Origin of the sequence: Adhaeribacter terrigena, from assembly GCF_016623615.1 — a bacterium.
In the GTDB taxonomy this organism is placed as follows: Bacteria; Bacteroidota; Bacteroidia; order Cytophagales; family Hymenobacteraceae; genus Adhaeribacter_A; species Adhaeribacter_A terrigena.
Genome location: NZ_JAEHFX010000001.1, coordinates 892,311 through 914,738, shown reverse-complemented (window position 1 = coordinate 914,738; position 22,428 = coordinate 892,311). Strand labels below are relative to the sequence as shown.

Sequence of the window (22,428 nt, the reverse complement as noted above, 5' to 3'; positions counted from 1 at the left end):
AAAGTGATATAGTTTTGACAACTCACGGAAAGTCTTTTCGTCCTGCGAAAAGACTTTTTTCATGTAAAAGCATAGCGTTTTTAAAATCACCGCGTTATACTGTCAAATGGAATTTTACTTAAATTTCAAACAATTGAAAGATAGAACCTGCCTGTGCTTCATATCTCCAAAAAAAAACTGATCTATCCGGTTTCTGCAAGTCTGCAAAGGTACCTGCACGCTTACGATCGCCAGGTTTCCCTGCCGGTAGAGTACAAGGACCTGCTTCATTACACCGAATCATTTCCCTATTTCGATAAAAAAGGCATCGATACGCTTTGGCAAACGGTAATGTACCACGAAGGGCAGCGGCAGGAATTAAACGAAGGCCTTACCATGATCTATGCGCTGCTGAAAACGGATGGCGATATTTCGGTAATGGAGCACCTGGTGGTTACCCGCATCGATTACTGCACTTTTGGCAATACCAATCCGTTCCGGGTGCAGATCACCAATCAGCTGAACGATAACTACGATTATTTTTATGTAAAGCGGGCCGATGCGTCCAGGATCTACGGGCTTGAACTGGAACATATTCTTTCTCCCAGCCGCATCAACTACCTTGTAAACGGCGAAACCCTGATCGAAGAACACATTGCCGGCATTCCGGGCGATGTTTTTATAAAAGACTACCTCGACCTGCCGAATACCAATAAAGTACGCATTGCGAAAGAATTTGTAAAATTTAATGAACGCTGCTTTATCCGGTTGCTCGGCGATATGCGTTCTTATAATTACGTGATAGACGTTACACCCGACTTCGAAGACGAGCAATACCGGATCCGCTCCATCGATTTTGACCAGCAAAGCTACGAAGGACAAAAGAAAATGTACCTGCCCCAGTTTTTCAAGGAAAACAACAAAATGGTAGACCTGGTAATAAAGCTGCTAAACCCGCAAACCATGCAGCAATACCAAAGCGAAGAACGCACCTCCCTGTTTCACCGGCTCAGATCGGCGCGCTACCGTTTAAAGGATCTGGTAGACATAATGCGCACCGATACGATTTCTACGCCCGAAAAGATCGTGCAACTTCAGCAGGAACTGGCCCAGCATCATGAAGCCCCGGAGTTTCTGAAATGCAAGAATATGGGCGACATTGTGCGTTTGCAGTTAAAAATTATTCTTTCCCGCGAGCCGCGCATCCGGCAAACTAGCCGGTAATTTCCGGGCACTTTTTCACGTAAAAAAGATACCCTTTTTCAGAAAACTGCAGGAATTAAATCAAAGTTATCGGGCAAAATAACGCGACTACAATATTTTTCAGTTTTCAGGAGTTTATAAAATTTTAAAGCACTATCCTTTTTGCCCTTAAAACAATGAAACTTAAATTCTGGCTTCTGATGCTTTTTCTGGCCACATCGGCAACCCTTAAAGCGCAGCAAAAAGAAGTAATTTTTTACCCACCTATCCCCTATGTAGCTCATTTCATTGCCAACGATTCGGTGCCGGTGCAATCGGTAAACCACGGTAATTTCCGGATCTATTTTCAAGAGAATTCTTACGCGGCCAAAAACCTGCCCCACCTGAAACAGGAGCTGAATATAGCTTTTAACCGCATTCTGGCCGTTTTAGGGGCAACCGAATATAACCGCGGCATTAATTTACTGGCCGTAGACTCCGAAGACGCCATGCAGGAACTTATGGGCATGCACATAAAAGGCGGCGCCCTGCAGGGCCACGATTTTGTATTTTTTGTATTCAACGAAAAGCTGCGGCCGCAATTCAAGCACGAAATTTTTCATATTATTTCTTTCGCGCTCTGGGGCAAAAGTCCGCACCGCATGCTGGAAGAAGGCGCCGCCCAGTTCACCGATAACGATTGCTTTTACGAAAACCCCATCTACGGCATAAACGCCTATTTCCTGCAACATAAAAAACTCATGAAGCTCGAAGACCTGGTTCATAACTTCGATGCCAAAGCCAAAGAGAGCGACGTAATTGCCTACCTGCAAAGTGCCGCGGTTATTAAATATCTGCAGGAAAAATACGGCAATGAAAAACTGAAAAAACTCTGTCAGCAGGGCTTTGCCGATCTGGAAAAAATTTACGGCTTCAACCTGAAAAAACTGGAAAAAGACTGGCAGGCCTATATCAGAACCATACCGCCGGCCCCGGTAGATTTTAACAAATTAATGAAAGAAGGCTGCGGCTGATCACTATTTTCAACCCGACTTTTTAAACCCGAAAGCCTTCCGTTTTACCGTATGCTTCAAACCGCAAACCAAAACCTGCCAAGAAAAAACGCAATGTTTTTCTGCCCAAAAACTCCTTCATCCAGAACTCAGATATCGTCCGAAATTAACCGTTGAACCATGACCAATCCGCAACTGGCACACCTGATTCTCCGGCTTGGGCTGGGCGTAAACATGCTCATGCACGGCTTAACCCGCGTTTTCAATCTAAGTGGTTTTGCCGAAAAAATGGCCGCCGGCTTTACCGAAACAGTTTTGCCTTACCCCTAGGTTTTGGCCATGGGTTACGTTATTCCGTTGGCTGAACTGGTGATCGGGGTGCTGATTTTAACGGGTTTCTGGTTGCGCTGGGCAGTTTTTGCCGGAGGCGTGTTAATGGGTGCCCTGCTGTTTGGCGTAACCCTGAAACAGGACTGGGATACCGCCGGTACGCAGATGGTTTACGTACTTTGCTTTTACTTTCTGCTCCGCCACCTCCCCGATAAGCCTGAAAACGGTAGGGAATTGCGGTAAAAAACTCCCGCGATCTAACTTCAGCCCAGATTCCACCTGACGCCTAAAAACAGCCTTCTGCCCTGCATTGGCGCATAATTGTAAGTGGTATCGAAGGTATAGCCTTCCGGATTATTTTCGTTCACGTGCTTATCGAACGGATCGAAAGGGCGCATGAGCGGGTCTTTGGGCAGGAAATTGTACAGGTTTTTCACGCCGCCATAAATTTCAAACCCATGCCTCAGTTTCTTGGTCAGTTGCAGATTATCCTGGCTGAACCACGGCGATTTCCCCGGTCGGAAATCATTTTCCAGGACCGGCAAATGCATGGGGCCGTAAAGCCTGCCGGTGTAATCTACAGAAACACTAATTTTGCTGAAGGTATAGGTGATCGCGTAAGTGGCCGAAACCTTGGGCGCGTGTAATTGGGGTTGTTTTTCCTCCGCGCCGTTTTCGGCTTTTTGCATAGTATAAACCTCCATAAAAGTAGCGCCGGCATTCAGTTTTAAAGGGATGGCAAACATCCAGTCGGCATTTAAAGTAATTCCGCGCGAAATGCTGTGTCCCTGCAAATTCTGGTAAATGATCTGATCTGGATTCGTCAGAAAATCGCCGAGAATTTTATTAGTGAAATAGGTGTAAAACAAGCTGCCATCCAGGTTCAGGAAACCCTTATCCAGATCAATGAATTTCTGGTAGTTCAGGCTTGCGTTCCAGCTTCTTTCCGGTTTCAGATCATCTTTAATAATTATTTCGCGGGAACCGGTTAACGCTGCGTGGTCTTCAGTAAATAAATTCACTATGCGGTAGCCGTTGCCCGCATTCAGGCGAAAAGTATTATGGTTGTTCGGCGCGAATTTAAAACCCAACCGCGGCGAAAAAATGCCGCCGTGCGCGGAATTATAATCGAAGCGAAGGCCGGGCAAAGAAGTCAGCTTTTCGTTTATCGTAATTTCATCCTGCAAAAAAATGCCCGGCAAATAAAGCTGCTGCGGTTTATTCTTACCGTCTTTTTGCTGCGTTCCAACCGTATTATCGTCGTAGAAATCGAAACGGAAAGGCAGACCAAACATGATATCATGCCGCTCCAGGGTTTTATTCCAGAGCAGTTGCGCAAATGCAATATGCTGGTTTGCCAGGAAACGCATCGCGCCGTAAGCCGAATTTTGCCGGTGATTATTATAGGAAAACTGCAAGGTCATTTTTTCTTTCACCGGCAATGCGTACGCCCCAATTACTTCCACCCGCTTCGTAAAGATCGATTCGCCGTAAATGCTGTCGCCCCCCCGGAATGCAGGTTGCCAGTTCATTTCACCGCCCCAGCGGTCTTCGTATAAATAGCGCGCCGCGAGCGATGCCAGGCGGTTTTCTTTCCGGTTGAAATTCCATTTATTGAACAACGAAATGCGCTGATGCAAGGTGATGTCCGTAAAATTATCGTCGTTCACATCGCGGCGGTTCTGAAAACTAAAAGCATTGATCCCGAGCAAACTTTGGGCTGTCCCGAAGTCTTTTTTCACAGCAACATCCGCATTCAGTTCGCCGTGCGAAGTCGCCATCAGATCTGTAGCAACCAGCGGCGCATCCACCGGATTTTTAGTGATAATATTGATCAAACCGCCCACCGCTTCGGAACCGTACAGCGTAGAAGCCGGACCTTTCACCACTTCCACCCGCTGGATCATGCTATTGGGAATACCGCTCAAGCCATAAACGCTGCCCAATGAACTTACGATTGGCATGCCGTCGATCGTCACCATGGTATAAGGGCCTTCCATGCCGTTAATGTGAATGTCGCCGGTATTACAGACGTTGCAGTTAAGTTGCGGCTGCACCCCGTTCACCATTTGCATGGCTTCGAAAATGCTGGGCGTCGGGTTTTTCTGAAATAATTTAGGCGTATAAACCTCCACGTGAATCGGCGATTGCATGGTGTAGGTTTCCTTCATGGTGCCGCTCACTACCACTTCCTGAAGTTGTTGCAACGATTTTTTCAACTCCACCTGAAGCCAGACTTTTTCGGCTCCAATCCCTACCGTTTTTTTATAGTTCTGAAACCCAATGGCCGAAACTACCAAGTCGTAAGTTCCCGCCGGAACTTCCTTTAGCGTAAAATTTCCGGCGGCATCAGCGGTAATTCCATGGGCGGTTCCTTTCAGACCGATCAACGCAAAACCTACTCCTTCTCCTTCAGAAACTACTTTCCCGCTGATCTCCTGTTTCAGATTCTGAGCAAAAGCCACCTGGAAACCAAACAGGTGCATTAAAATAGTATAAAGTATCCCTTTAAGCATATATCAAATATTAAAAAGGTCGAATTATATTTTAAGCAAAGCCATAACTAAAAATTAAAAACAAAAGTAATTTAATTTTTAGATTAATCTAAACTTGTTAAAGCCATAACTCTAATTTTTGAGAATAGTTTCTTAAATGGTATCATTTTCAATCAAAAAACTGCATAAAAAAAGCCCGATCGTTTTCACGATCAGGCTTACTTAGGTAGTTTTAAAAAATCTTTAGTCTATATCACGGTCACCGCGACGAAGTTCTTCGGCGGAGCGCATTACTTTATCTTTCAAGGTACTACGGTATTTTTCCAGCCGATCAGCAACCACGGCATCAGTGGTTCCCAGGATCTGAGCCGCTAAAATACCGGCATTTTGTGCGCCATTCAACGCAACTGTTGCAACCGGAATACCGCCCGGCATTTGTAAAATAGAAAGCACAGAATCCCAGCCATCTATAGAATTGCTCGATTTTACCGGCACCCCAATTACCGGCAGCGTTGTAAGCGAAGCCACCATACCCGGTAAATGCGCCGCGCCACCGGCTCCGGCAATAATAATTTTTATGCCGCGTTTACGGGCACCTTCAGCGTATTCGAACATGCGGTGCGGGGTGCGGTGGGCAGAAACAATGGTCAGCTCGTAGGGAACCTGCAGCATTTCCAGGACCTCGGAAGCGGCTTCCATTACTTTCAGGTCGCTCTGGCTGCCCATAATAATGCCCACTACGGGCGCAGTTTTCGGGGTTGATTGATTTTCACTCATGCAATTATCTTTAAATTTTGGCGGGCATTTTCAGCTTTGGCTTGCGCTTCGGCGGTAGTTTGAGCCAGGGCAGTGAGGTGGCCCATTTTGCGCGCCGGTTTGGTAATTTTCTTTCCGTATAAATGTACATAAACTCCCGGAATTTCCAGGGTTTCGTTTATGCCTTCATATTTGGCTTCGCCGGTAAAGCCCGGTTCGCCCAATAAATTCGCCATGGCCGCGGCGCTGTGCTGACGGGTATCTCCGAGCGGTAAATTCAGAATGGCGCGCAAATGCTGCTCGAACTGCGAAGTAAAATTAGCTTTCATGGTATGATGGCCGGAGTTGTGCGGTCGCGGGGCCACTTCATTTACCAGCACTTCGCCGGTTTTGGTCAGGAACATTTCCACGGCCAGCAAACCAACCATACCGAAGGCTTCCAGCACTTTTTGGGCTAAATTGGCTACCGTTTTTTCCAGTTCTGCTGAAATATTAGCCGGCGCGATCAAGTAATCTACCAGATTAAATTCGGGATGGAAAACGAGTTCGGTAGAAGGGAAAACCGCAATTTCGCCACTTTCGTTGCGGGCGCAGATCACGGCAATTTCCTTTTCATAATCTACCAGTTTCTCTAAAACCGAAGGCTCAGCAAATATTTTGTCCGAAGCAGTTTCGGCAGTTACTTTCTGCACACCGCGGCCATCGTAACCCAGCGTCCGGAGTTTCTGGAAAGCGGGCAGAAAATCTTCATTCGTTTTCAGTTCCGAAGCATCTTTCATTAACCGGAAATCGGCGGTAGGGATGTTGTTTTTTCGGTAGAATTCCTTTTGCAGACCTTTGTCCTGAATGGTGCGGATCACTTCCGGATCAGGGAAAACTTTTACGCCTTCTTTCTTCAGCTGAGCCAGTGCATCGCAGTTCACGTGCTCGATCTCGATGGTAACCAGGTCGCACTTTTTACCGAAATTATAAACCGTTTCGTAATCGGCGAAGCTGCCGTGGTAAAATTCGTTGCAAAGCGGTTTGCAGGGCGCATCGGCGTCCGGGTCCAGAATTAAAGTGTACAGGTTGAGGTCTATTCCGGCCTGGATAAGCATGCGCCCGAGCTGGCCGCCGCCCAGAATGCCGAGTTTCACGTTTCCGATCATGGTAAAAAGGCTAGGGTTTGTGACCTCAAAAGTAAAGAAATTAAAATAGTTGTGCGTTATGGCCGGCGCTTAATCCGGAATTTATCCTGCCTGAAAATATATTTTACTATATTCAGGTTCTGCAATTTAATATTTCAGGTAAATGCTGCTCTTTCAAAAATGCCGACATAAAGGAGTTTTGGCATAAAAATTCAATTTAAAACATTGTGGTAAGTTAACGTTTGCGAAACGCCGGCGTAATGTAAGCTTCCTATCTTTACTTCAAATAAATGCCTATGGAATTGTTTCTGGCCACGTTTTCGGCTTTGTTTTCGGTGGTGAATCCGTTTGGAGCCATGCCGGTTTTCCTGACTTTAACGCACGACGATACGCCCGAACGCCGCAACCAGCAAGCCCGGAACGCCTGTTTATATATGCTTGGCATTCTGGTGGTTTTCTTTTTTATTGGTCAGTATGTTCTCAATTTCTTCGGCGTCCGCATTCATGACCTACGGATTGCCGGCGGCCTGATGATCATGAAAGCGGGTTTCGATCTGCTAAACTCCAAAACCGGCGGGGGCCGCAAGATTTCTAAAACTTCGGTAGCCGACAGCCTGCAGCGCAACGATATTTCCTTTGCGCCGCTGGCTATGCCCATGCTTTCCGGCCCCGGCGCCATAGCCGTGAGCATCAGCATGTTCAAGCCCAATCTGCACACCCTCGATTTTATACTGATCATTTCCGGAATTGCCCTGGTTGCCCTCTTAAGTTACGCCATTCTGTATTTTTCCAGCAGCCTGATGCGCTTTATGGGCCGCGCCGGTCTCGAAGCACTTTCCAAGATCATGGGTTTCATCGTGCTGGCAATCGGGGTTAATTTTATTGTTTCATCCATTATTGAGCTCCTGAAAATGTAATTGCCAGGATCAGAATTACCCCACCTAAATCCTCCCCTAATTCAGGGGAGAATTTTGATCGGGATGCATACCATCATGGCAATGAAAGTCTGAACACGATTTCAGGGATTTATGGGATGAGCAGGATTATTTGTCTGAAACGTAGTTCGGCGAAGCCAATTGGGATTTATTGGATTAGAGGATTAAAGGATTTTTTTCTGAATCAGGATTTACAGAAACGAAGTTCGGCGTAGCCAATTTTAGAATTTCCAAAATTCAATCTTTTAAAAACTTCCCTTCGAACGCGAGAGCGAAGTACGATCAACGAGAAGCGAAGAACTACCAGCAGAATTTGCGCTTACAGTAGCAAATTAGGCCGCTTGCCAGAGCAGAGAGGCTTACTATCCAGGCACTGGTCAATTCTCTACAGGGTAGCAAATGTATCACGGTGGCCAATGTCAAGCGCACTGTTTGAGTGGTCAGCGAGTTTGCGCTTGCTCCTGAAATGCTTCGGGAGGTGCCACTTGATTTTCGTTGGTTCTTTTTATTTCAAGTGGAACATCCCGGACCCTTTCGGGGACAAAAAGAACAAAGAAGTAAGTTAAAAGCTAATTCAGCTAATGATAAAAGGTAGAAAGCTAGCTATGAAAAACGGTATACTTTTCAGCTGAAAAACTGCTAAAAACCTACTAACCCCCTTTCAAACTTTAAAATACACCACCCTAACAAAATCAATGATCTAAATCACAAAACCCAAAACAATATTTCCCGTCTTCAGACTTTCCCTCATTAAACAATAAAAAGTATCTTTGCGCCATGCAATTGAAGAACGACCTGTTTCTGCGGGCTGCCCGCGGCGAAAAAACTGAAAGAACTCCTGTTTGGCTGATGCGCCAGGCCGGCCGTATTTTACCTGAATACCGCGCCGTTCGCGCCTCTTTAAGCGGCTTTAAAGAACTGGTAGAAACTCCGGAATTTGCGGCTGAAGTTACGATTCAGCCGGTAGATCTGCTGGGAGTGGATGCTGCCATTATTTTCTCCGATATTTTAGTTGTGCCCGAAGCCATGGGCCTGACCTACGAAATGGTAGAAAGCCGCGGACCGATCTTCCCGAAAACAGTGAAGACTGAAAAGGATATTGACCAGTTGCTGGTAGCCGATCCGGAAGAACATTTGGGTTACGTGCTCGATGCGATAAAAATCACCAAAAAAGCCCTGAACGGCCGCGTACCTCTCATCGGTTTTGCTGGTGCTCCCTTTACCATTCTGGCGTACATGATAGAAGGCAGCGGTTCTAAAACGTTTTCGCAGGCCCGGAAAATGCTTTATACAGAACCGGCAATGGCCCACAAGCTGCTGCAGAAAATTACCAATACCACCATTGCCTATCTGCAGGCACAGGTTACGGCCGGAGCTAATTTAATTCAGATCTTCGATTCCTGGGCCGGTATTTTGCCCCCGGCACATTACCAGGAATTTTCCTATAAATACATCAAGCAGATCTGTGACGCCTTACCGGATGTGCCCGTAACCGTTTTTGCCAAAGGTGCTTTTTTTGCGCTGGAAGATTTCGGCAAACTGAATTGCTCGGTTATAGGTTTAGACTGGAACATGAACATTGCCGAAAGCCGCAAATTAGTTGGTCCAAACAAAACCCTGCAGGGAAATCTAGATCCGTGCGCGTTGTACAGCGATTTTGCTACCATCCGGAAAGAAACGAAAAAGATGCTGGAAGCTTTTGGTCCTGACCGCCACATTGCCAATCTCGGCCATGGCGTTTACCCGGATACCAACCCCGACCATGTACGTTGCTACATAGATGCGGTAAAAGAATTCAGCGCCCAAATGCGTTAAGCTTTAGTTACAATAGAAGGCTGGTTTATAAAAAGCCGGCCTTCACTTTTTTACCCCGTTTCCATGGCATTTTCATGGTAAACCCACTGAGTATAAAAACTGACCGGTACTGCATGTCCGCATAGTAAAACTCGCTGATCAGCAGAGAAAGCTGTAGCGTTTTATGCCAGAGGATTGTTTAGAATTACTCGGTGGTTTTTGAAGCGCACAAGAATGCGTTATATTAAGTTTTACCAGATTCTTTGTACCACCTCGGGTTTATTACGCATGAAACCGGAAACCCACACCCTGCCCCTTCCGAAGATAACTTTCTGGTATGGTGCATCACTGACTATTTACATTATCTAAAACCGCTTAAAAACCAGGTCATTGCCCGGTTGCTCCGCAAAGTTCTTACCGATTAGCCAAGTCTTACCTTCGAAGATCCGAATGGCTGGCATGTGTTCTTAATGCAAACTTGCGGAATTAATTGACTACAATTTTTAACAGTATTGCTTTAAAGTTGACATTACAAACTTAAAAACCGTTAAACCACAAACGCGACTTTAGTTATTTTAAATCTACAGCAATACAATAACAAATCACTTACCATCCAGAGCAGGTGTTGAAATCACTAAATTGCAGTATAATACTGGCATTTACTCGGGTAACCTGTGCTATGTGAAGTTAACCTGCAAAAAACTGCTTCTTACCATAATTATTCGTAATTCTAAACTTAAATCAGATATCTGCGCGTTTTTTGTTCTTAAATTCGATACAAATTATTTAAGCCATGCCCGCATCTACTACTACTGCTACTAACCAACCTATGCATTTCCCGAACGGTATTAAATATGACTTGCTTTGGCAACAAGATTACATGAAGATCTTTTATTCTGCAGAAGGCAACTTTTTAAAATTGGTGTGGAATGGGCTGCCCTCCAAAGAACAGATTAAAGTGGGAAGTGAACAGATATTGGTATATGTGAAGCAATACAACATTTCCAAAATAATAAACGACGTAGCTAAAGTTGAAGGTCTTTTTACGGAATCAGTAGAATGGATCATCACAAATTTTGCCCCGCGTATGAATGCTCTGGGTGTGCATCATGTAGCCTGGATTTATTCCGAAGAATCCATCAGCCGGTTTTCCGCAGATTCGGTGCTTAGCCGTTCCGTAACCGATACCATTGCCATTGTATTCGATAATATTGAAAATGCAGAACGCTGGATCCTGGCCGTTTAAAAACAATAGCGTTCCGATTAACTTAAAAGTATCTCGAAACGCTATTGTTTTTAGCTGCAAAAGTAACGTGACTGCTAATTTCTGATTTCTGAAAGTTCTTCAAACAAATTGAATTCGCGGGCTTCTTCGTAAAGTCTTCCTTTGTCTATGGGAACTACTCCCACCTGCTCACAAACCAATCCTCCGCCTAAATTTGCCAGGCCGGCCAGCAACGGCAAAGGCATTTGGCGCGCCAGGCACAAAGCCGCAATGCTTACCACGGTATCACCAGCTCCTGAAACATCGGAAATTGAACGCATGTGCGCATCGATGTAGGTTTTGGTTTCGCCATCGGTACAAAATACGCCGCGCTCAGAAAGGGTAATTAAAATGTTACCCGCCTGTAGTTTCTGCTGCAACGTTTCAGCGGCATGTTCAAAAGCTTCCAGGTTGGCATCGGCAAATTCCACTTTCAACCCTTCCTTCAGTTCTTTCAGATTCGGCTTGAAAAGGCTCACGCCCACATAACTCAGAAAATTTTTCTTCTTAGGGTCAACTACCGTCGGAATATTTTTTTCCCTCGCCCGGGCAATGAGTTTGTCAATTATTCTTTCCGTCAGAACGCCTTTGTCATAATCCTCGAAAATAACCACATCGCACTTTCCGAGCAGTTTTTCATAGCGTTCCAGCAAGTGGCGCTCTTCAAATTCAGTTAAGTCAGTTTCGTGCTCCGAATCGATACGCAACAGCTGCTGGTTCCCGGCAATGATCCGCTGTTTGGTGGTAGTTACCCGTTCCACGCTTTTTACAATGCCTTCCAGCGAGAGTTGTTTTTCTTCGAGCAACCGTTCAAAATCGGCCCCTTCCATATCATCGCCTATCACCGAGCATAGAAGAGGCGTGGCGCCCAAAGCCTGCACATTCAGCGCTACGTTGGCAGCCCCGCCCAACCGCTTTTCGGTTTTCACCACGTTCACGATCGGCACCGGCGCCTCGGGCGAAAGCCGCGACGATTTTCCCCACAAATACGAATCGATCATTACATCACCCACGATCAGCGCGGTAAGCTCATCGAAGGAATCGAAAAGTTCTTTCAGACTGTTCAAAGCAATAAATTAAGCTAATTTAGCGAGGCTGGCTTTAATGCGGCTCAGTGCCTCGGTCAGTTTTTCATCGGAAGCGGCAAACGAGAAACGAATGCACTGCGGCGCCCCAAAAGCATCGCCGCTTACCAGGGCCACGCTCGCATCGTTCAGTAAAAACATGCTCAGATCCATTGAATCGTTGATCTGGTAGCCTTCGCAGGACTTTCCGAAAAACGCGCTTACATCCGGAAAAATATAAAAAGCGCCTTCCGGCACGTACGTTTTAATGCCCGGAATTTCTTTCATCAGATCCAGCACCAGGTCACGGCGGCGTTTATAAGCTTCCGTCATCATTTCTGCCGATTCCCGGCCGCCCCGCAGCGCCCCAACGGCCGCTTTCTGGGCAATAGAACAGGTTCCGGAAGTGATCTGGCTTTGCATCTTATCGCAGGCATCGGCAATTTCTTTGGTGGCCGCTAAATAACCCACGCGCCATCCGGTCATGGCATAGCCTTTGGAGAATCCGTTAATGGTAATTACGCGGTCTTTTATAAAATCGAACCCGGCCATGCTGAAATGCTGTCCGCCAAAGTTGATGTATTCGTAAATCTCATCGGCAATTACGTGCACCTGCGGATGTTTCTCCAGGATGCGGGCAAAAGCTTCGAGCTCTTCTTTGGTGAAAACCGAACCGGTAGGGTTACATGGCGAAGAATACATGACTACCTTGGTATTGGAAGTGATTGCATCTTCGAGCTGCTGCGCAGTAACTTTATAATTGTGCTCGATCTTGCCAACCACCTGCACCGGAATGCCTTCGGCCAGCTTTACAATTTCTTCGTAGCTCACCCAGTACGGCGAAAAGATCAGCACTTCGTCGCCCGGGTTCACCAGGCACATTACCGCATTGGCAATGGCTTGCTTGGCGCCGGTAGAAACCACAATATTCTCGGGTTTGTAGTCAAGGTTATTATCGCGCTTCAGTTTATCAGCAATGGCCTGCCGCAGTTCCGGGTAACCGGCCACGGGCGTATAAAACGTAAAACCATCGTCGATAGCCTGTTTAGCAGCATCTTTAATATATTGCGGCGTTTGAAAATCGGGTTCGCCGAAGCTCAGATTTATTACATCTCGGCCTTGCGCTACCAGCTCACGTGCTTTTTTAGCCATGGCAATGGTCTGCGATTCGGAAAGGGAAATAATACGGTCGGACAAAACGCCGCTTACAGTTTCTGTTAACTGCATAGTTCAAGTAGGTTTAAGGGAGCCAAAAATAAACAATATTTTCGTTAAAAACTGTTTTAAAACGGAAAAAACTGCGCCGTCAGCCAAAGCAGACGACAATAAAGTCTGAATCAGGATTTTCAGAATTAAAGGATTGTCAAGATTTTCTGAACGATGATTTATTTGATTTTTTGTCTGAATTAGGATTTGAAGAGTTTTAGAATTTTCAGAATTCCGTCTTTAGAAACTAGCACTCGAACGCGCAGCGGAGTACGATCAACGAAAGCGAAGAACTACCAGCATATTTTGCGCTTGCGGCAGCAAATTTTGGTGCCTGCAAGAGCAGAAAAGTTCACTATCCAGGCACTGTTCAGTTTACTATGAAATGCAGGAAAAGTATCACGGTAGCCAATGTCAAAGCGTTGTTTAAGCGGTCAGCGCCTGTCCCGCAGGCTTGCGGGAAGTTTGCGCTTTGCCCCGAAATGCTTCGGGACGCGCCGCATGATTTTCGTTGGTTCTTTTTGTGTCAAGTGGAACATCCCGAACCCTTTTGGGGACAAAAAGAACACAGAAGTAAACTATGAAATAGAAAAGCTATCTGCTCAAAGGCAGTATGTAAACTATGAAAAACGCTATCCTTTTGAAGCTAAAAAGTCAATAGCTTACATTATCCAACCCGAAGAGATCTCTCCTAGCCTCGAGATGACCAAGAAAAACGCCCTGCTTTCCACCCAAAAAGCAAAAAATCAGTCCCCTAACTTCCGGAACGCCTTAAAAATAATCTCCAGATCAAGCATCGGCGTATATTCTTTCGCATAAAGCACTTCCAGCCGTTCAATGGTTGCTTCATCCAATGCATTTTCTTTAAACCGATCCGCCGGCGAAAGTACGATCTTCCGTGTTTGAAGCACATCTTTGGCAGTATGTTTTAACCCAACCCACTGCTTATTTCCAAAAAGCACAACCAAACAATTCCGCAGAAAACCGCCTTTCTTTTCCACAAACGGTAGCAAAACCGGACTCAAAACTATAAAACCGAAACTCAGGAAAAACTCCAGTAAGCGCTTCGTGCGCCGGTTCGTTTTTTTATCTAAGTTCAGGTCAATTTGCAGGGTATAATAATCGCCCTGACTGGTTTTGGAGCTGCTGCCGATAATGTATTCGCTGGCTTCCGGCAAGATCTTGAACTCAATTTCCTTGTTTGGGATCTGCGCCATCAGGCCAATTATTTCGCTCGTTCCCAGGCTTTTGCCGCAAAAGATCAGCTCATTTACGCCATAGATCTGAATGATCTCGCTTAGCTGGCCCAGATCACCTAAAAAATCGCCGGCACTGCGTTCCGCTTTATCATCGGAAATAAAGCCTAAAATTGTAGCGTCAACGTGCGCCACCTTCAGCAAACCGATCACGCGCCGGCTTTCGGCTTCCGAACCCACAATGGCAATGCGTTTCTGCTGCGCCTCCCCCATCCGGAAATTCTTATATTTCAGAAAATGCATCAGCAATCTTCGTCCGGCAAAGGCAGTAACCGCCCAAACGCCGCCCAATACAATTAAGGCTTTGGAAAACCGGTAGGCATCGAAGAAATTGGAAATAGCGGCGATTAAAATAGTACCGATAAAAATGCCCCTTACAGCTTTAGAGGCCCGAAAAGGTTTATCGTAGGCGCCGCTGAAAAACGCCGAAAGCAGCCAGATAAATATATAAGCCGGCACGGCCACCAGCATAAATTGCGGCGGATAATCCGTAGGCACCCATTTGTGGTTATTTTCCCAGTAATTTTTCAGGAAAAACATGCCCACAAATATGATCACCGCATCGAGCAAAACCGGTAGCGCTGCCTTGAAAAAACGCATAGCAATGGCCGCCCCGGCACGCAAATAAATGGCCAGGTTTATCAGGAACGAAAAAACACCCGCGTTGCCGCTGCTGAAATGCTTTTTGGCGAAAATGATCATGGCGCGGTAAAACACGAACACGTAGTTCACGCTGGTGCGCTTGGTACTTTCGCCTTTGTAATGAATGATGCGCGTTTCCGGAAAATAATAGTTCTTGTAGCCGCCCTGCGTGATCCGGTAAGAAAGATCGATGTCTTCGCCGTACATAAAATAATCTTCATCCAGCAAACCGACTTTATCGAGCGTGGTTTTTCGCATGAGCATGAACGCCCCGCTTAAAACATCAACTTCGTGAATTTTATCGTTATCGAGGTAGCCTAAATGGTAACGCCCAAAGCGTTTCGATTTTGGAAATAATTTCGAAAGCCCGAAAATTTTGTAAAAAGCCACCCATGGCGTAGGCAATCCGCGCTTGCTTTCCGGCAAAAACTCTCCTTTGCCATCGAGCATCTTCACGCCCAGACCGCCGGCTTCCGGGTGTTCGTCCATAAAGCGGCACACCTTCACAAAAGTATCTTCCTCCACCACCGTATCGGGGTTAAGCAGCAGCACATATTCGGCATTGCTTTCCCGGATGGCCTGGTTGTTGGCTTTACTGAAACCGGTATTCACCTTATTGGCGATCAGCTTCACCTCCGGGAATTTCTCCCGCACCATTTCCACCGAACCATCTACCGAATTATTATCGACAACCCATACTTCCGCATCCAGATGCTGCACCGCTTTACGCACGGAAAGCAGCGCCTGCTCCAGGAAGTAGCACACGTTGTAGTTAACAATTATTACGGCAAGCTTTTTCAAACGGGAATTCGGAGAATCAAAGAAGCAAATATGGAGATTTTTTCTGAGGGTTTGGTAATGGGATTGTAAGGAGTTGAAAAATGCTAGGGTTTTGAGCAGAAAAAGTCCGTTATGTCATCTCGACGTCAGGAGAGATCACAACCAGTTTGTACTACCCTTTATTCTGGCTTTACTACCTTCCTCCGGAGATCTCTCCTGACGTCGAGATGACGCAATAATTTAGAGCGCGAAAACTAAAAAAACGATATCCATTTCACCTAAAAAACTAAAAGCTGCCTTTGCGGGGCAGCTTTCAAAGATATAAAAACGGTATGGTTTTAAACGAAAAAACCCAAAAATCCTAAAATTCAATAATCTGATAAATCCAAATTCAGACAATTAAGCCCGCCCGTAATTGCTACGTTCTACAATACTACGGCCAAGCGTAATTTCATCAATATACTCCAACTCACCACCCACCGGCACCCCGCGGGCAATGCTCGTAATTTTCAGGTTGAAATCTTTGAGTTTGCGGGTAATGTAGAACGAAGTCGTATCGCCCTCAATGGTGGGGCTGAGCGCCAGGATAATTTCTCTGATTTCAGAATTCGGAATGCGCTCCAGCAACGAATTTATGGTCAGATCGCTTGGGCCGATGCCTTCGATGGGGGAAATAACGCCGCCCAGCACGTGATAAACCCCTTTGAACTGCGAGGTATTTTCAATGGCCATCACGTCGCGGATATCCGAAACCACGCACACGAGGCTGTGGTCGCGGCCGGGGTTGGCGCAAATACTGCAGGTTTCCGAATCGGAAATGTTGTGGCAGGTTTTGCAATAGGTGATCAGGGTCCGCATTTTCAGCAGCGCATCGGCCATACCTACGGTTTGTTCAGTTTCGGTTTTGAGCAAATGCAAGGCTAGTCGCAAAGCCGTTTTACGCCCGATACCCGGGAGTTTGGCCAGCTCTTCAACCGCATTTTCTATTAACTTGGAAGGATAATTCACTTAGCAGAATAAAAATTAAACAACATCGGCCGAAATGCCACGGTCGTGAATGGCAGTGCACATGCCGGCTAACGCTTCGAACTCGCCCATTTTTACCACGCATTTACCTTTGTAATGAATGAGTAGCGTGCACTGCTCGGCCTGCTCGGAAGTATGATTGCATACATCAATCAGGGTTTCGATCACGTGATCGAAGGTATTTACGTCGTCGTTGTAAACCACGAGGTTACGCACATCGGTAGTTTCTTCGAGGAGTAAAACATCGTCTTCGTATTGGATTTCGGTAGCTGTGTTCATCTTACAAAATTACGAAAAAACTACGGACTTTTACAAGGCAAATCGTCCGCCACCACGCCACCCTGGCCGGCTTTTTAGAACAAACCCAAGCGGGTGAGAATTCCTTTTGGGAGCGGTTTATTTTAAGGAATTTTATCAGAAATTGCTCTTACTTACGTTTATTTTTCAAATTATAGGAATCTGAAAGATGCGGATTAAAAGTTGCAGATTCACCTATTGTAAAAACATAAAACCCGCCTTTCGCTTTTAATTGTTTATCAAAACTTTCAATTCTATCGACTTCGTTGTAGCAAACCAATTCCATTCTTCCATCATTATTAATATCTTTAAATGCTACAATCTTTTCTAAATCTCTATCGAGAATCATCGTTGCTTTATCACCGCTAACTTTAATTATAGAAAATTCATCTCTACTTGAGCCATAAGTAAATCCAAATAATAGAATAAATACATCTTTGGAGTTTTGGGTTAAAAAAGCATTTGGCGAGTTAATCTGATTTTTATGATTTAGCAAAAAGCTCCCATCAACTTTATCCCATGCATCTCGAGCTTTAAACCTGTAAACTCCCCTACCTGTAATCTTAATTTCTATAGTTGTAAAAAGCCCAGGATCTTCTGGTTTATCTTTCAGATAAATTGTGTCAATAATACCATCTTGATTTACATCTTTAACAATAGTTTCAATTGGCTTCCCTCCATTATCTTCAACCCTTAATGACAAAATGATCGAGAATATATTAAAGATTATAAGTACCATCACAATAATTTCTAATAATTAGCAAAATCTTCGTTAAACTCTAATGCAATTAACAAATTTAATCCAAAACTTCGCCCGAATCCGCACATCCCGAACACTAAATCCTTAATTCAAAACTTCGTATCTTTACCCAATGGGCGGCGGCCGACTTTTTTGGCTCCAAACCCTACCGTTTTTAAATTAAAACTCTTTGAAAATGCTTTATTCGTTAAAAAAACGTCGTTTAACGGCGTTATTGCTGGTACTGAGCACCTGGTTGTATGTGCAGCCGCTGGCCGCGCAGAACAAAATGCTCACCATGGAAGACGCCCATCTGAACCGGGCATTGGTGCCGGCCAACCTGAAACAACTGGGCTGGATCCCGAATACCGACGATTACGCTTACCTGAAAGCCGACGACAAAAAAGACAAACTGGTACGCGGTACCGCCGGTAAAAAGAAAGAAAACGATATCCTGAAACTTGACGATTTCAGCGATGCAATGGTAAAAGCCGGCGCCGAAAAACAAGCCGGTTTCCCGCAGATCCAGTGGCGCGACAAAAACAACTTTGTGGTAACGGTTAAAGGCAAGCTGTATAATTTCGATGTAAAGAAAAAGGCAGCCAGCCTGGTTACCAGCATTGCCGATGAAGCCGAAAACGGCGAACTGGACCCGACGAAGCAAAAAATAGCCTATACCAAAGCCAATAACCTGTATATTTCGCAGAAAGGCGCGCCGGATGTAGCGGTTACGCAGGAAACGATGCTGAATATTGTAAACGGGCAAACCTACCACCGTTCCGAATTCGGCATTACCAAAGGTACGTTCTGGTCGCCGAGCGGAAACTCCCTGGCTTTTGCCCGCATGGACCAAACCATGGTAACCGATTACCCGATCCTGGAGATCAACAACATGCCGGCTACCGTGCGCAATATCAAATACCCGATGGCTGGCGGCAAAAGCCACCACGCAACCATTGGCGTTTACAACCTGAATTCCAAGCAGACAGTTTTCCTGAAAACCGGCGAACCATTGGAACAATACCTGACCAACGTTACCTGGAGCCCGGACGAAAAATCGATCTACATTGCGGTAGTGAACCGGGAGCAAAACCACATGAAACTGAATCAGTACGATGCTGCTTCCGGTAATTTTGTAAAAACCCTGTTCGAAGAGAAAAACGAGAAATATGTGGAGCCGGAAAACGGCCTGTACTTCCTGCCCAAAGATGCCGGAAAATTCCTGTGGTTAAGCGAGCGCGATGGTTTTAATCACTTGTACCTCTACGATACGAACGGCCAGTTAATTCGTCAGGTAACCAAAGGCAACTGGATGGTAACCGATGTGCTGGGCTTCGATAAAGGCGGCCGCGTAATTTACCGCAGCACCGCCGAAAGTCCGCTGGAGCGTCACGTGTATGCAGCCAATGTAAACTCCGGCGCCATTGAACGTATTTCGCAGGGTTCCGGCACGCATAACGCTGTTTTAAGCCCGAACGGAAATTTCATCATCGACAACTACAGCAGCACGATGGTGCCCCGCACGGTTCGCGTAATTGGTACCGATGCCAAAGTAGCGAATACGTTGCTGGTAGCTCCAAATCCGCTGAAAGAATTTGCCTTAGGCGAAACCAAATTATTCCCGATCAAAGCTGAAGACGGAACGGATCTGTATTGCCGCATGATCACGCCGCCGAACTTCGACAAGAATAAAAAATATCCGGCGGTGGTTTACATTTACGGCGGTCCGCATGCGCAGTTAATTACTGAAAGCTGGCTGGGCGGCTCGAATTTGTGGATGCAACTGATGGCGCAAAAAGGCTACGTGGTTTTTACGGTAGATACGCGCGGCTCCGCGGGCAGAGGTTTTGCATTTGAATCGGCGGTTCATCGTCAGCTGGGTACCCTGGAAATGCAGGACGTAATTGCCGGCACCAACCATCTGAAAAGTCAGCCATTTGTAGATGCGAACCGCGTAGGTATTCACGGCTGGAGCTACGGCGGTTTCATGACAACTTCTTTAATGACCCGCACCCCGGATGCGTTTAAAGTAGGCGTGGCCGGCGGTCCGGTTATCGACTGGAATTTGTACGAAGTAATGTACACCGAACGCTACATGGATACGCCGCAGGAAAACCCGGAAGGCTATAAAGCCAATACGCTTTACCAATACATCCCAAACCTGAAAGGCCGCTTACTGATGATTCATGGTACGATCGATGACGTGGTAGTTTGGCAGCACAGCATGACGTACACCAAGAAAGCGGTAGATGCCGGCAAGCAGATCGATTATTTTATGTACCCGGGCCACCCGCACAACGTGCTGGGCAAAGACCGCGTGCATTTAATGAATAAAGTAACGCAGTATTTCGACGATTTCCTGCTGAATACTGCTCCGGCGGTGAATTAATTCCGAAAGAAAAAGCAGAAGACAATGAATTTTATAAGTAGCGCAGAATAATTTCTGCGCTACTTTTTTTTGCATTTACCATACCGTTTTCAGGTCGTTGCGGGAACCAATCGAGGAGATTTATAAAGCCATTTTCTGATGCAGGCGTTATATGGTTTTCGGACAGTTGCGCTAAATTTTCGAGTTATCCAGATTTCGGCGGGAATTACCGGACAAAGTTTTCTTAAATTATGGAATTAAAATCTTACAATCCATAAAGTGCGTATGCATGAGCACATTTCTAAAAACGTAATTATGGAAAAGCGGCAGCTAAAACCGGAAGAAATAAAACTGATCGAGAAATTGCTCCACGATAAACCGGAAGCAAAAAAATTACTGCCGCAGTTGCGAACCGTGCAGGTAGAAGAATTGCCGGACGGCGGTATGGGAAGTTTGCGGTTTGCCGGCAGCAATTCGCCGGAGCGAAGACTGGGCAAAGAAATTGCGGCCCAAATTGGCCACGACGTAGACAAAGTTCCCATCACGGTTTCCCTGCGAATCGATAATTTTGGCGACCTGTACGAGCTCGATTTCTGGAAGGTGAACTTCTCCCCTATCCGGCAATTACCCGAATTCAAATAAACCAGGTTTCTGGTTTAACTTTGCGATCATTTTCAAATCTCCACATTTTCAAATCTTCAAATTTAAATGCCCGTTCCCAGCGCCGAATTTAAGAAAGCCATTAAGCAACTGACCGACAAGGAAAAAGAAGCCCTTCTTTTAAAAGCCGTGCGGCGCGATGCGGAGCTGTATGACATTGTGGCTTTTGAGCTGCTGGATATTCCGGTGGAACAACTCGTAGAAGAAACTTCCGAGAAAATTCACGATCTGATGTATGGTTTAACGGGAAGAAGCCTGAGCAAAAGTTTAACCCGCTCGCTCCGCAAAAGCATCAAGGAAATTGCACGCTTCAAGAAAGTAACCAAAAACGTGAAAGGCGAAGTAGATCTGCATTTGTTTTTACTGCGCCTTATTTTCCAGAATTTTACCGGTCAGTTTGATAGCTTTTACAAAAGCTTTTATACGGCTACCGCCCGGCTGCTTTTAAAAACGGCCCAGCTCATCAAAAAGAACCTGGACGAAGATTACTTTGTGGAATACGAAGACGAAATAAACGAATACCTGGAAGCGATCCACAGCCGCCGGAAACCGCTTTCGTTTGTTTTACCCGAAACGTTCGAGGCTGTGAAATAAACGGTAGGGTTTCAGCCCGAAAAATCGGACAACGATATAGAAACCAGCGCCGCCTTGTTTCAAACGCATTGCCGGGTTTCTACCGCTAAATCAAAACCCTGAAACCTCATCATCTTTAAAATCTGAAAGTAGGAAAAATCAAAAAGCCCCGAATTTCTTCGGGGCTTTTTTTGTAATTGATTTTTAACTATTAATTGAAAATGGAATTGGAGATCCTATCCGGATATTCGCATTTTCAAATTAATTACTGCTGGGCAACAACGTTGAAGTTCAGCGTGAAGTTATCGTCGATTGCTTTGTCGCCAATAGAATCGAAGAAAGACTTGGAAGCATATTTCACGTCGTATTTAGAACGGTCTACTGTTGCCACGCCTTTAGCAATTGCTTTGTTGCCTTCTACTTTAATGTCAGCCGGGAACGTAACTGGTTTTGTAATGCCTTTAATGGTCAGGTCGCCGGTTACATTGTAGTTATTCTGGCCAGCTTTGGCACCTTTAATCGGAGCTAAAGAAGTGATTTTGAAAGAAGCTTTCGGGAATTTATCGGTAGCGAAGAAATCATCGTTCTTCAGGTGACCAACCAGTTTGCCATTGTATTCCGGATCGGTGATATCGGTTACCGTGATCGAGTTCATGTCGATGTCGAAAGTACCGCCAACCAGTTTATTTTTAGCTACCAACAGGTTACCGTTCGCAATGTTAATGTTACCGCTGTGTTCGCCGGCAACTTTTTTACCGTTCCATACAATTTTGCTGGAAGCAGTGTTTACTTTTAACGTTTTGTCGGCTTTAACAGCTTTTTCAGATTTAGCTTTGCCTTTTGCATTATCTGCGGTAGCGGTAAACGCCGGGGCAAAAACTACGGCCGAAGCCAGGGCTGCTGATAAGATTAACTTTTTCATTTTATTTGTGTTTGGGTTTA

Annotated in this window: 20 protein-coding genes; 10 read left to right on the top strand and 10 right to left on the bottom strand. The window is 45.6% G+C overall.

Annotated elements, in window-relative coordinates; all coding sequences use genetic code 11:
* Positions 1-153 precede the first annotated feature (153 nt).
* The 4 genes from I5M27_RS03695 to I5M27_RS18525 all read left to right on the top strand — a co-directional run bounded on the left by I5M27_RS03695 (position 154) and on the right by I5M27_RS18525 (position 2,747).
* Entirely contained in the window at positions 154-1,203 is a 1,050-nt protein-coding gene (locus tag I5M27_RS03695) for a hypothetical protein (protein WP_200504664.1), read from the top strand.
* Between the two features lie 155 nt (positions 1,204-1,358).
* Positions 1,359-2,195, top strand: coding sequence for a peptidase MA family metallohydrolase (locus I5M27_RS03690; RefSeq protein WP_200504663.1), 837 nt, complete (start codon positions 1,359-1,361; stop codon positions 2,193-2,195).
* A 159-nt stretch (positions 2,196-2,354) separates the two neighbouring features.
* Positions 2,355-2,504, top strand: coding sequence for a DoxX family membrane protein (locus tag I5M27_RS18530; RefSeq protein ID WP_234462363.1), 150 nt, complete (start codon positions 2,355-2,357; stop codon positions 2,502-2,504).
* A gap of 9 nt (positions 2,505-2,513) precedes the next feature.
* Positions 2,514-2,747, top strand: a complete 234-nt coding sequence (locus tag I5M27_RS18525; RefSeq protein ID WP_234462362.1) for a hypothetical protein — start codon at positions 2,514-2,516, stop codon at positions 2,745-2,747.
* Positions 2,748-2,767: 20 nt separating this feature from the next.
* Here the strand turns inward: I5M27_RS18525 and I5M27_RS03680 are convergent, their stop codons facing one another.
* The 3 genes from I5M27_RS03680 to I5M27_RS03670 form a co-directional block, all read right to left on the bottom strand.
* The gene (locus I5M27_RS03680; RefSeq protein WP_200504662.1) at positions 2,768-5,020 is read right to left on the bottom strand and encodes a TonB-dependent receptor; all 2,253 of its coding nucleotides are present in this window, start codon (positions 5,018-5,020) and stop codon (positions 2,768-2,770) included.
* A gap of 222 nt (positions 5,021-5,242) precedes the next feature.
* Positions 5,243-5,776, bottom strand: coding sequence for a 5-(carboxyamino)imidazole ribonucleotide mutase (gene purE, locus I5M27_RS03675; RefSeq protein ID WP_200504661.1), 534 nt, complete (start codon positions 5,774-5,776; stop codon positions 5,243-5,245).
* Positions 5,773-6,903: a 5-(carboxyamino)imidazole ribonucleotide synthase gene (locus I5M27_RS03670; protein ID WP_200504660.1), complete on the bottom strand. Its 1,131-nt coding sequence runs from the start codon at positions 6,901-6,903 to the stop codon at positions 5,773-5,775. The genes purE and I5M27_RS03670 overlap by 4 nt, the downstream gene beginning before the upstream one ends.
* Positions 6,904-7,178: 275 nt before the next feature.
* Here I5M27_RS03670 and I5M27_RS03665 point away from each other — a divergent pair, with 275 nt between their 5' ends.
* The 3 genes from I5M27_RS03665 (at position 7,179) to I5M27_RS03655 (ending at position 10,857) form a co-directional block, all read left to right on the top strand.
* Entirely contained in the window at positions 7,179-7,799 is a 621-nt protein-coding gene (locus tag I5M27_RS03665) for a MarC family NAAT transporter (RefSeq protein ID WP_200504659.1), read from the top strand.
* A gap of 795 nt (positions 7,800-8,594) precedes the next feature.
* Entirely contained in the window at positions 8,595-9,632 is a 1,038-nt protein-coding gene (gene hemE, locus I5M27_RS03660) for a uroporphyrinogen decarboxylase (RefSeq protein WP_200504658.1), read from the top strand.
* A gap of 772 nt (positions 9,633-10,404) precedes the next feature.
* Positions 10,405-10,857, top strand: a complete 453-nt coding sequence (locus tag I5M27_RS03655; RefSeq protein WP_200504657.1) for a hypothetical protein — start codon at positions 10,405-10,407, stop codon at positions 10,855-10,857.
* Between the two features lie 74 nt (positions 10,858-10,931).
* Here I5M27_RS03655 and I5M27_RS03650 read toward each other — a convergent pair whose 3' ends face one another.
* From I5M27_RS03650 to I5M27_RS03625, 6 genes are all read right to left on the bottom strand, one after another.
* Entirely contained in the window at positions 10,932-11,948 is a 1,017-nt protein-coding gene (locus I5M27_RS03650; protein ID WP_200504841.1) for a bifunctional heptose 7-phosphate kinase/heptose 1-phosphate adenyltransferase, read from the bottom strand.
* 3 nt (positions 11,949-11,951) lie between these two features.
* Positions 11,952-13,166, bottom strand: coding sequence for a pyridoxal phosphate-dependent aminotransferase (locus I5M27_RS03645; RefSeq protein WP_200504656.1), 1,215 nt, complete (start codon positions 13,164-13,166; stop codon positions 11,952-11,954).
* A gap of 725 nt (positions 13,167-13,891) precedes the next feature.
* Positions 13,892-15,844, bottom strand: coding sequence for a glycosyltransferase family 2 protein (locus I5M27_RS03640; RefSeq protein ID WP_200504655.1), 1,953 nt, complete (start codon positions 15,842-15,844; stop codon positions 13,892-13,894).
* Between the two features lie 378 nt (positions 15,845-16,222).
* On the bottom strand, positions 16,223-16,831 hold the full coding sequence (gene recR / locus I5M27_RS03635; RefSeq protein ID WP_200504654.1) for a recombination mediator RecR: 609 nt from the start codon (positions 16,829-16,831) through the stop codon (positions 16,223-16,225).
* Between the two features lie 15 nt (positions 16,832-16,846).
* Positions 16,847-17,128 (bottom strand): ATP-dependent Clp protease adaptor ClpS, encoded by a 282-nt coding sequence (locus tag I5M27_RS03630; RefSeq protein ID WP_200504653.1) that lies wholly within the window; start codon positions 17,126-17,128, stop codon positions 16,847-16,849.
* Between the two features lie 148 nt (positions 17,129-17,276).
* On the bottom strand, positions 17,277-17,888 hold the full coding sequence (locus I5M27_RS03625; RefSeq protein ID WP_200504652.1) for a hypothetical protein: 612 nt from the start codon (positions 17,886-17,888) through the stop codon (positions 17,277-17,279).
* Between the two features lie 193 nt (positions 17,889-18,081).
* Between I5M27_RS03625 and I5M27_RS03620 the strand changes: the two genes are divergently transcribed.
* From I5M27_RS03620 to I5M27_RS03610, 3 genes are all read left to right on the top strand, one after another.
* Positions 18,082-20,274, top strand: a complete 2,193-nt coding sequence (locus tag I5M27_RS03620) for a S9 family peptidase (protein WP_200504651.1) — start codon at positions 18,082-18,084, stop codon at positions 20,272-20,274.
* Positions 20,275-20,568: 294 nt separating this feature from the next.
* Positions 20,569-20,895 (top strand): DUF6984 family protein, encoded by a 327-nt coding sequence (locus I5M27_RS03615; protein WP_200504650.1) that lies wholly within the window; start codon positions 20,569-20,571, stop codon positions 20,893-20,895.
* 66 nt (positions 20,896-20,961) lie between these two features.
* Entirely contained in the window at positions 20,962-21,507 is a 546-nt protein-coding gene (locus tag I5M27_RS03610; protein ID WP_200504649.1) for a hypothetical protein, read from the top strand.
* 244 nt (positions 21,508-21,751) lie between these two features.
* On the opposite strand, the gene I5M27_RS03605 is transcribed toward I5M27_RS03610, so the two are convergent.
* Entirely contained in the window at positions 21,752-22,408 is a 657-nt protein-coding gene (locus I5M27_RS03605; protein ID WP_200504648.1) for a YceI family protein, read from the bottom strand.
* Positions 22,409-22,428: the final 20 nt, after the last annotated feature.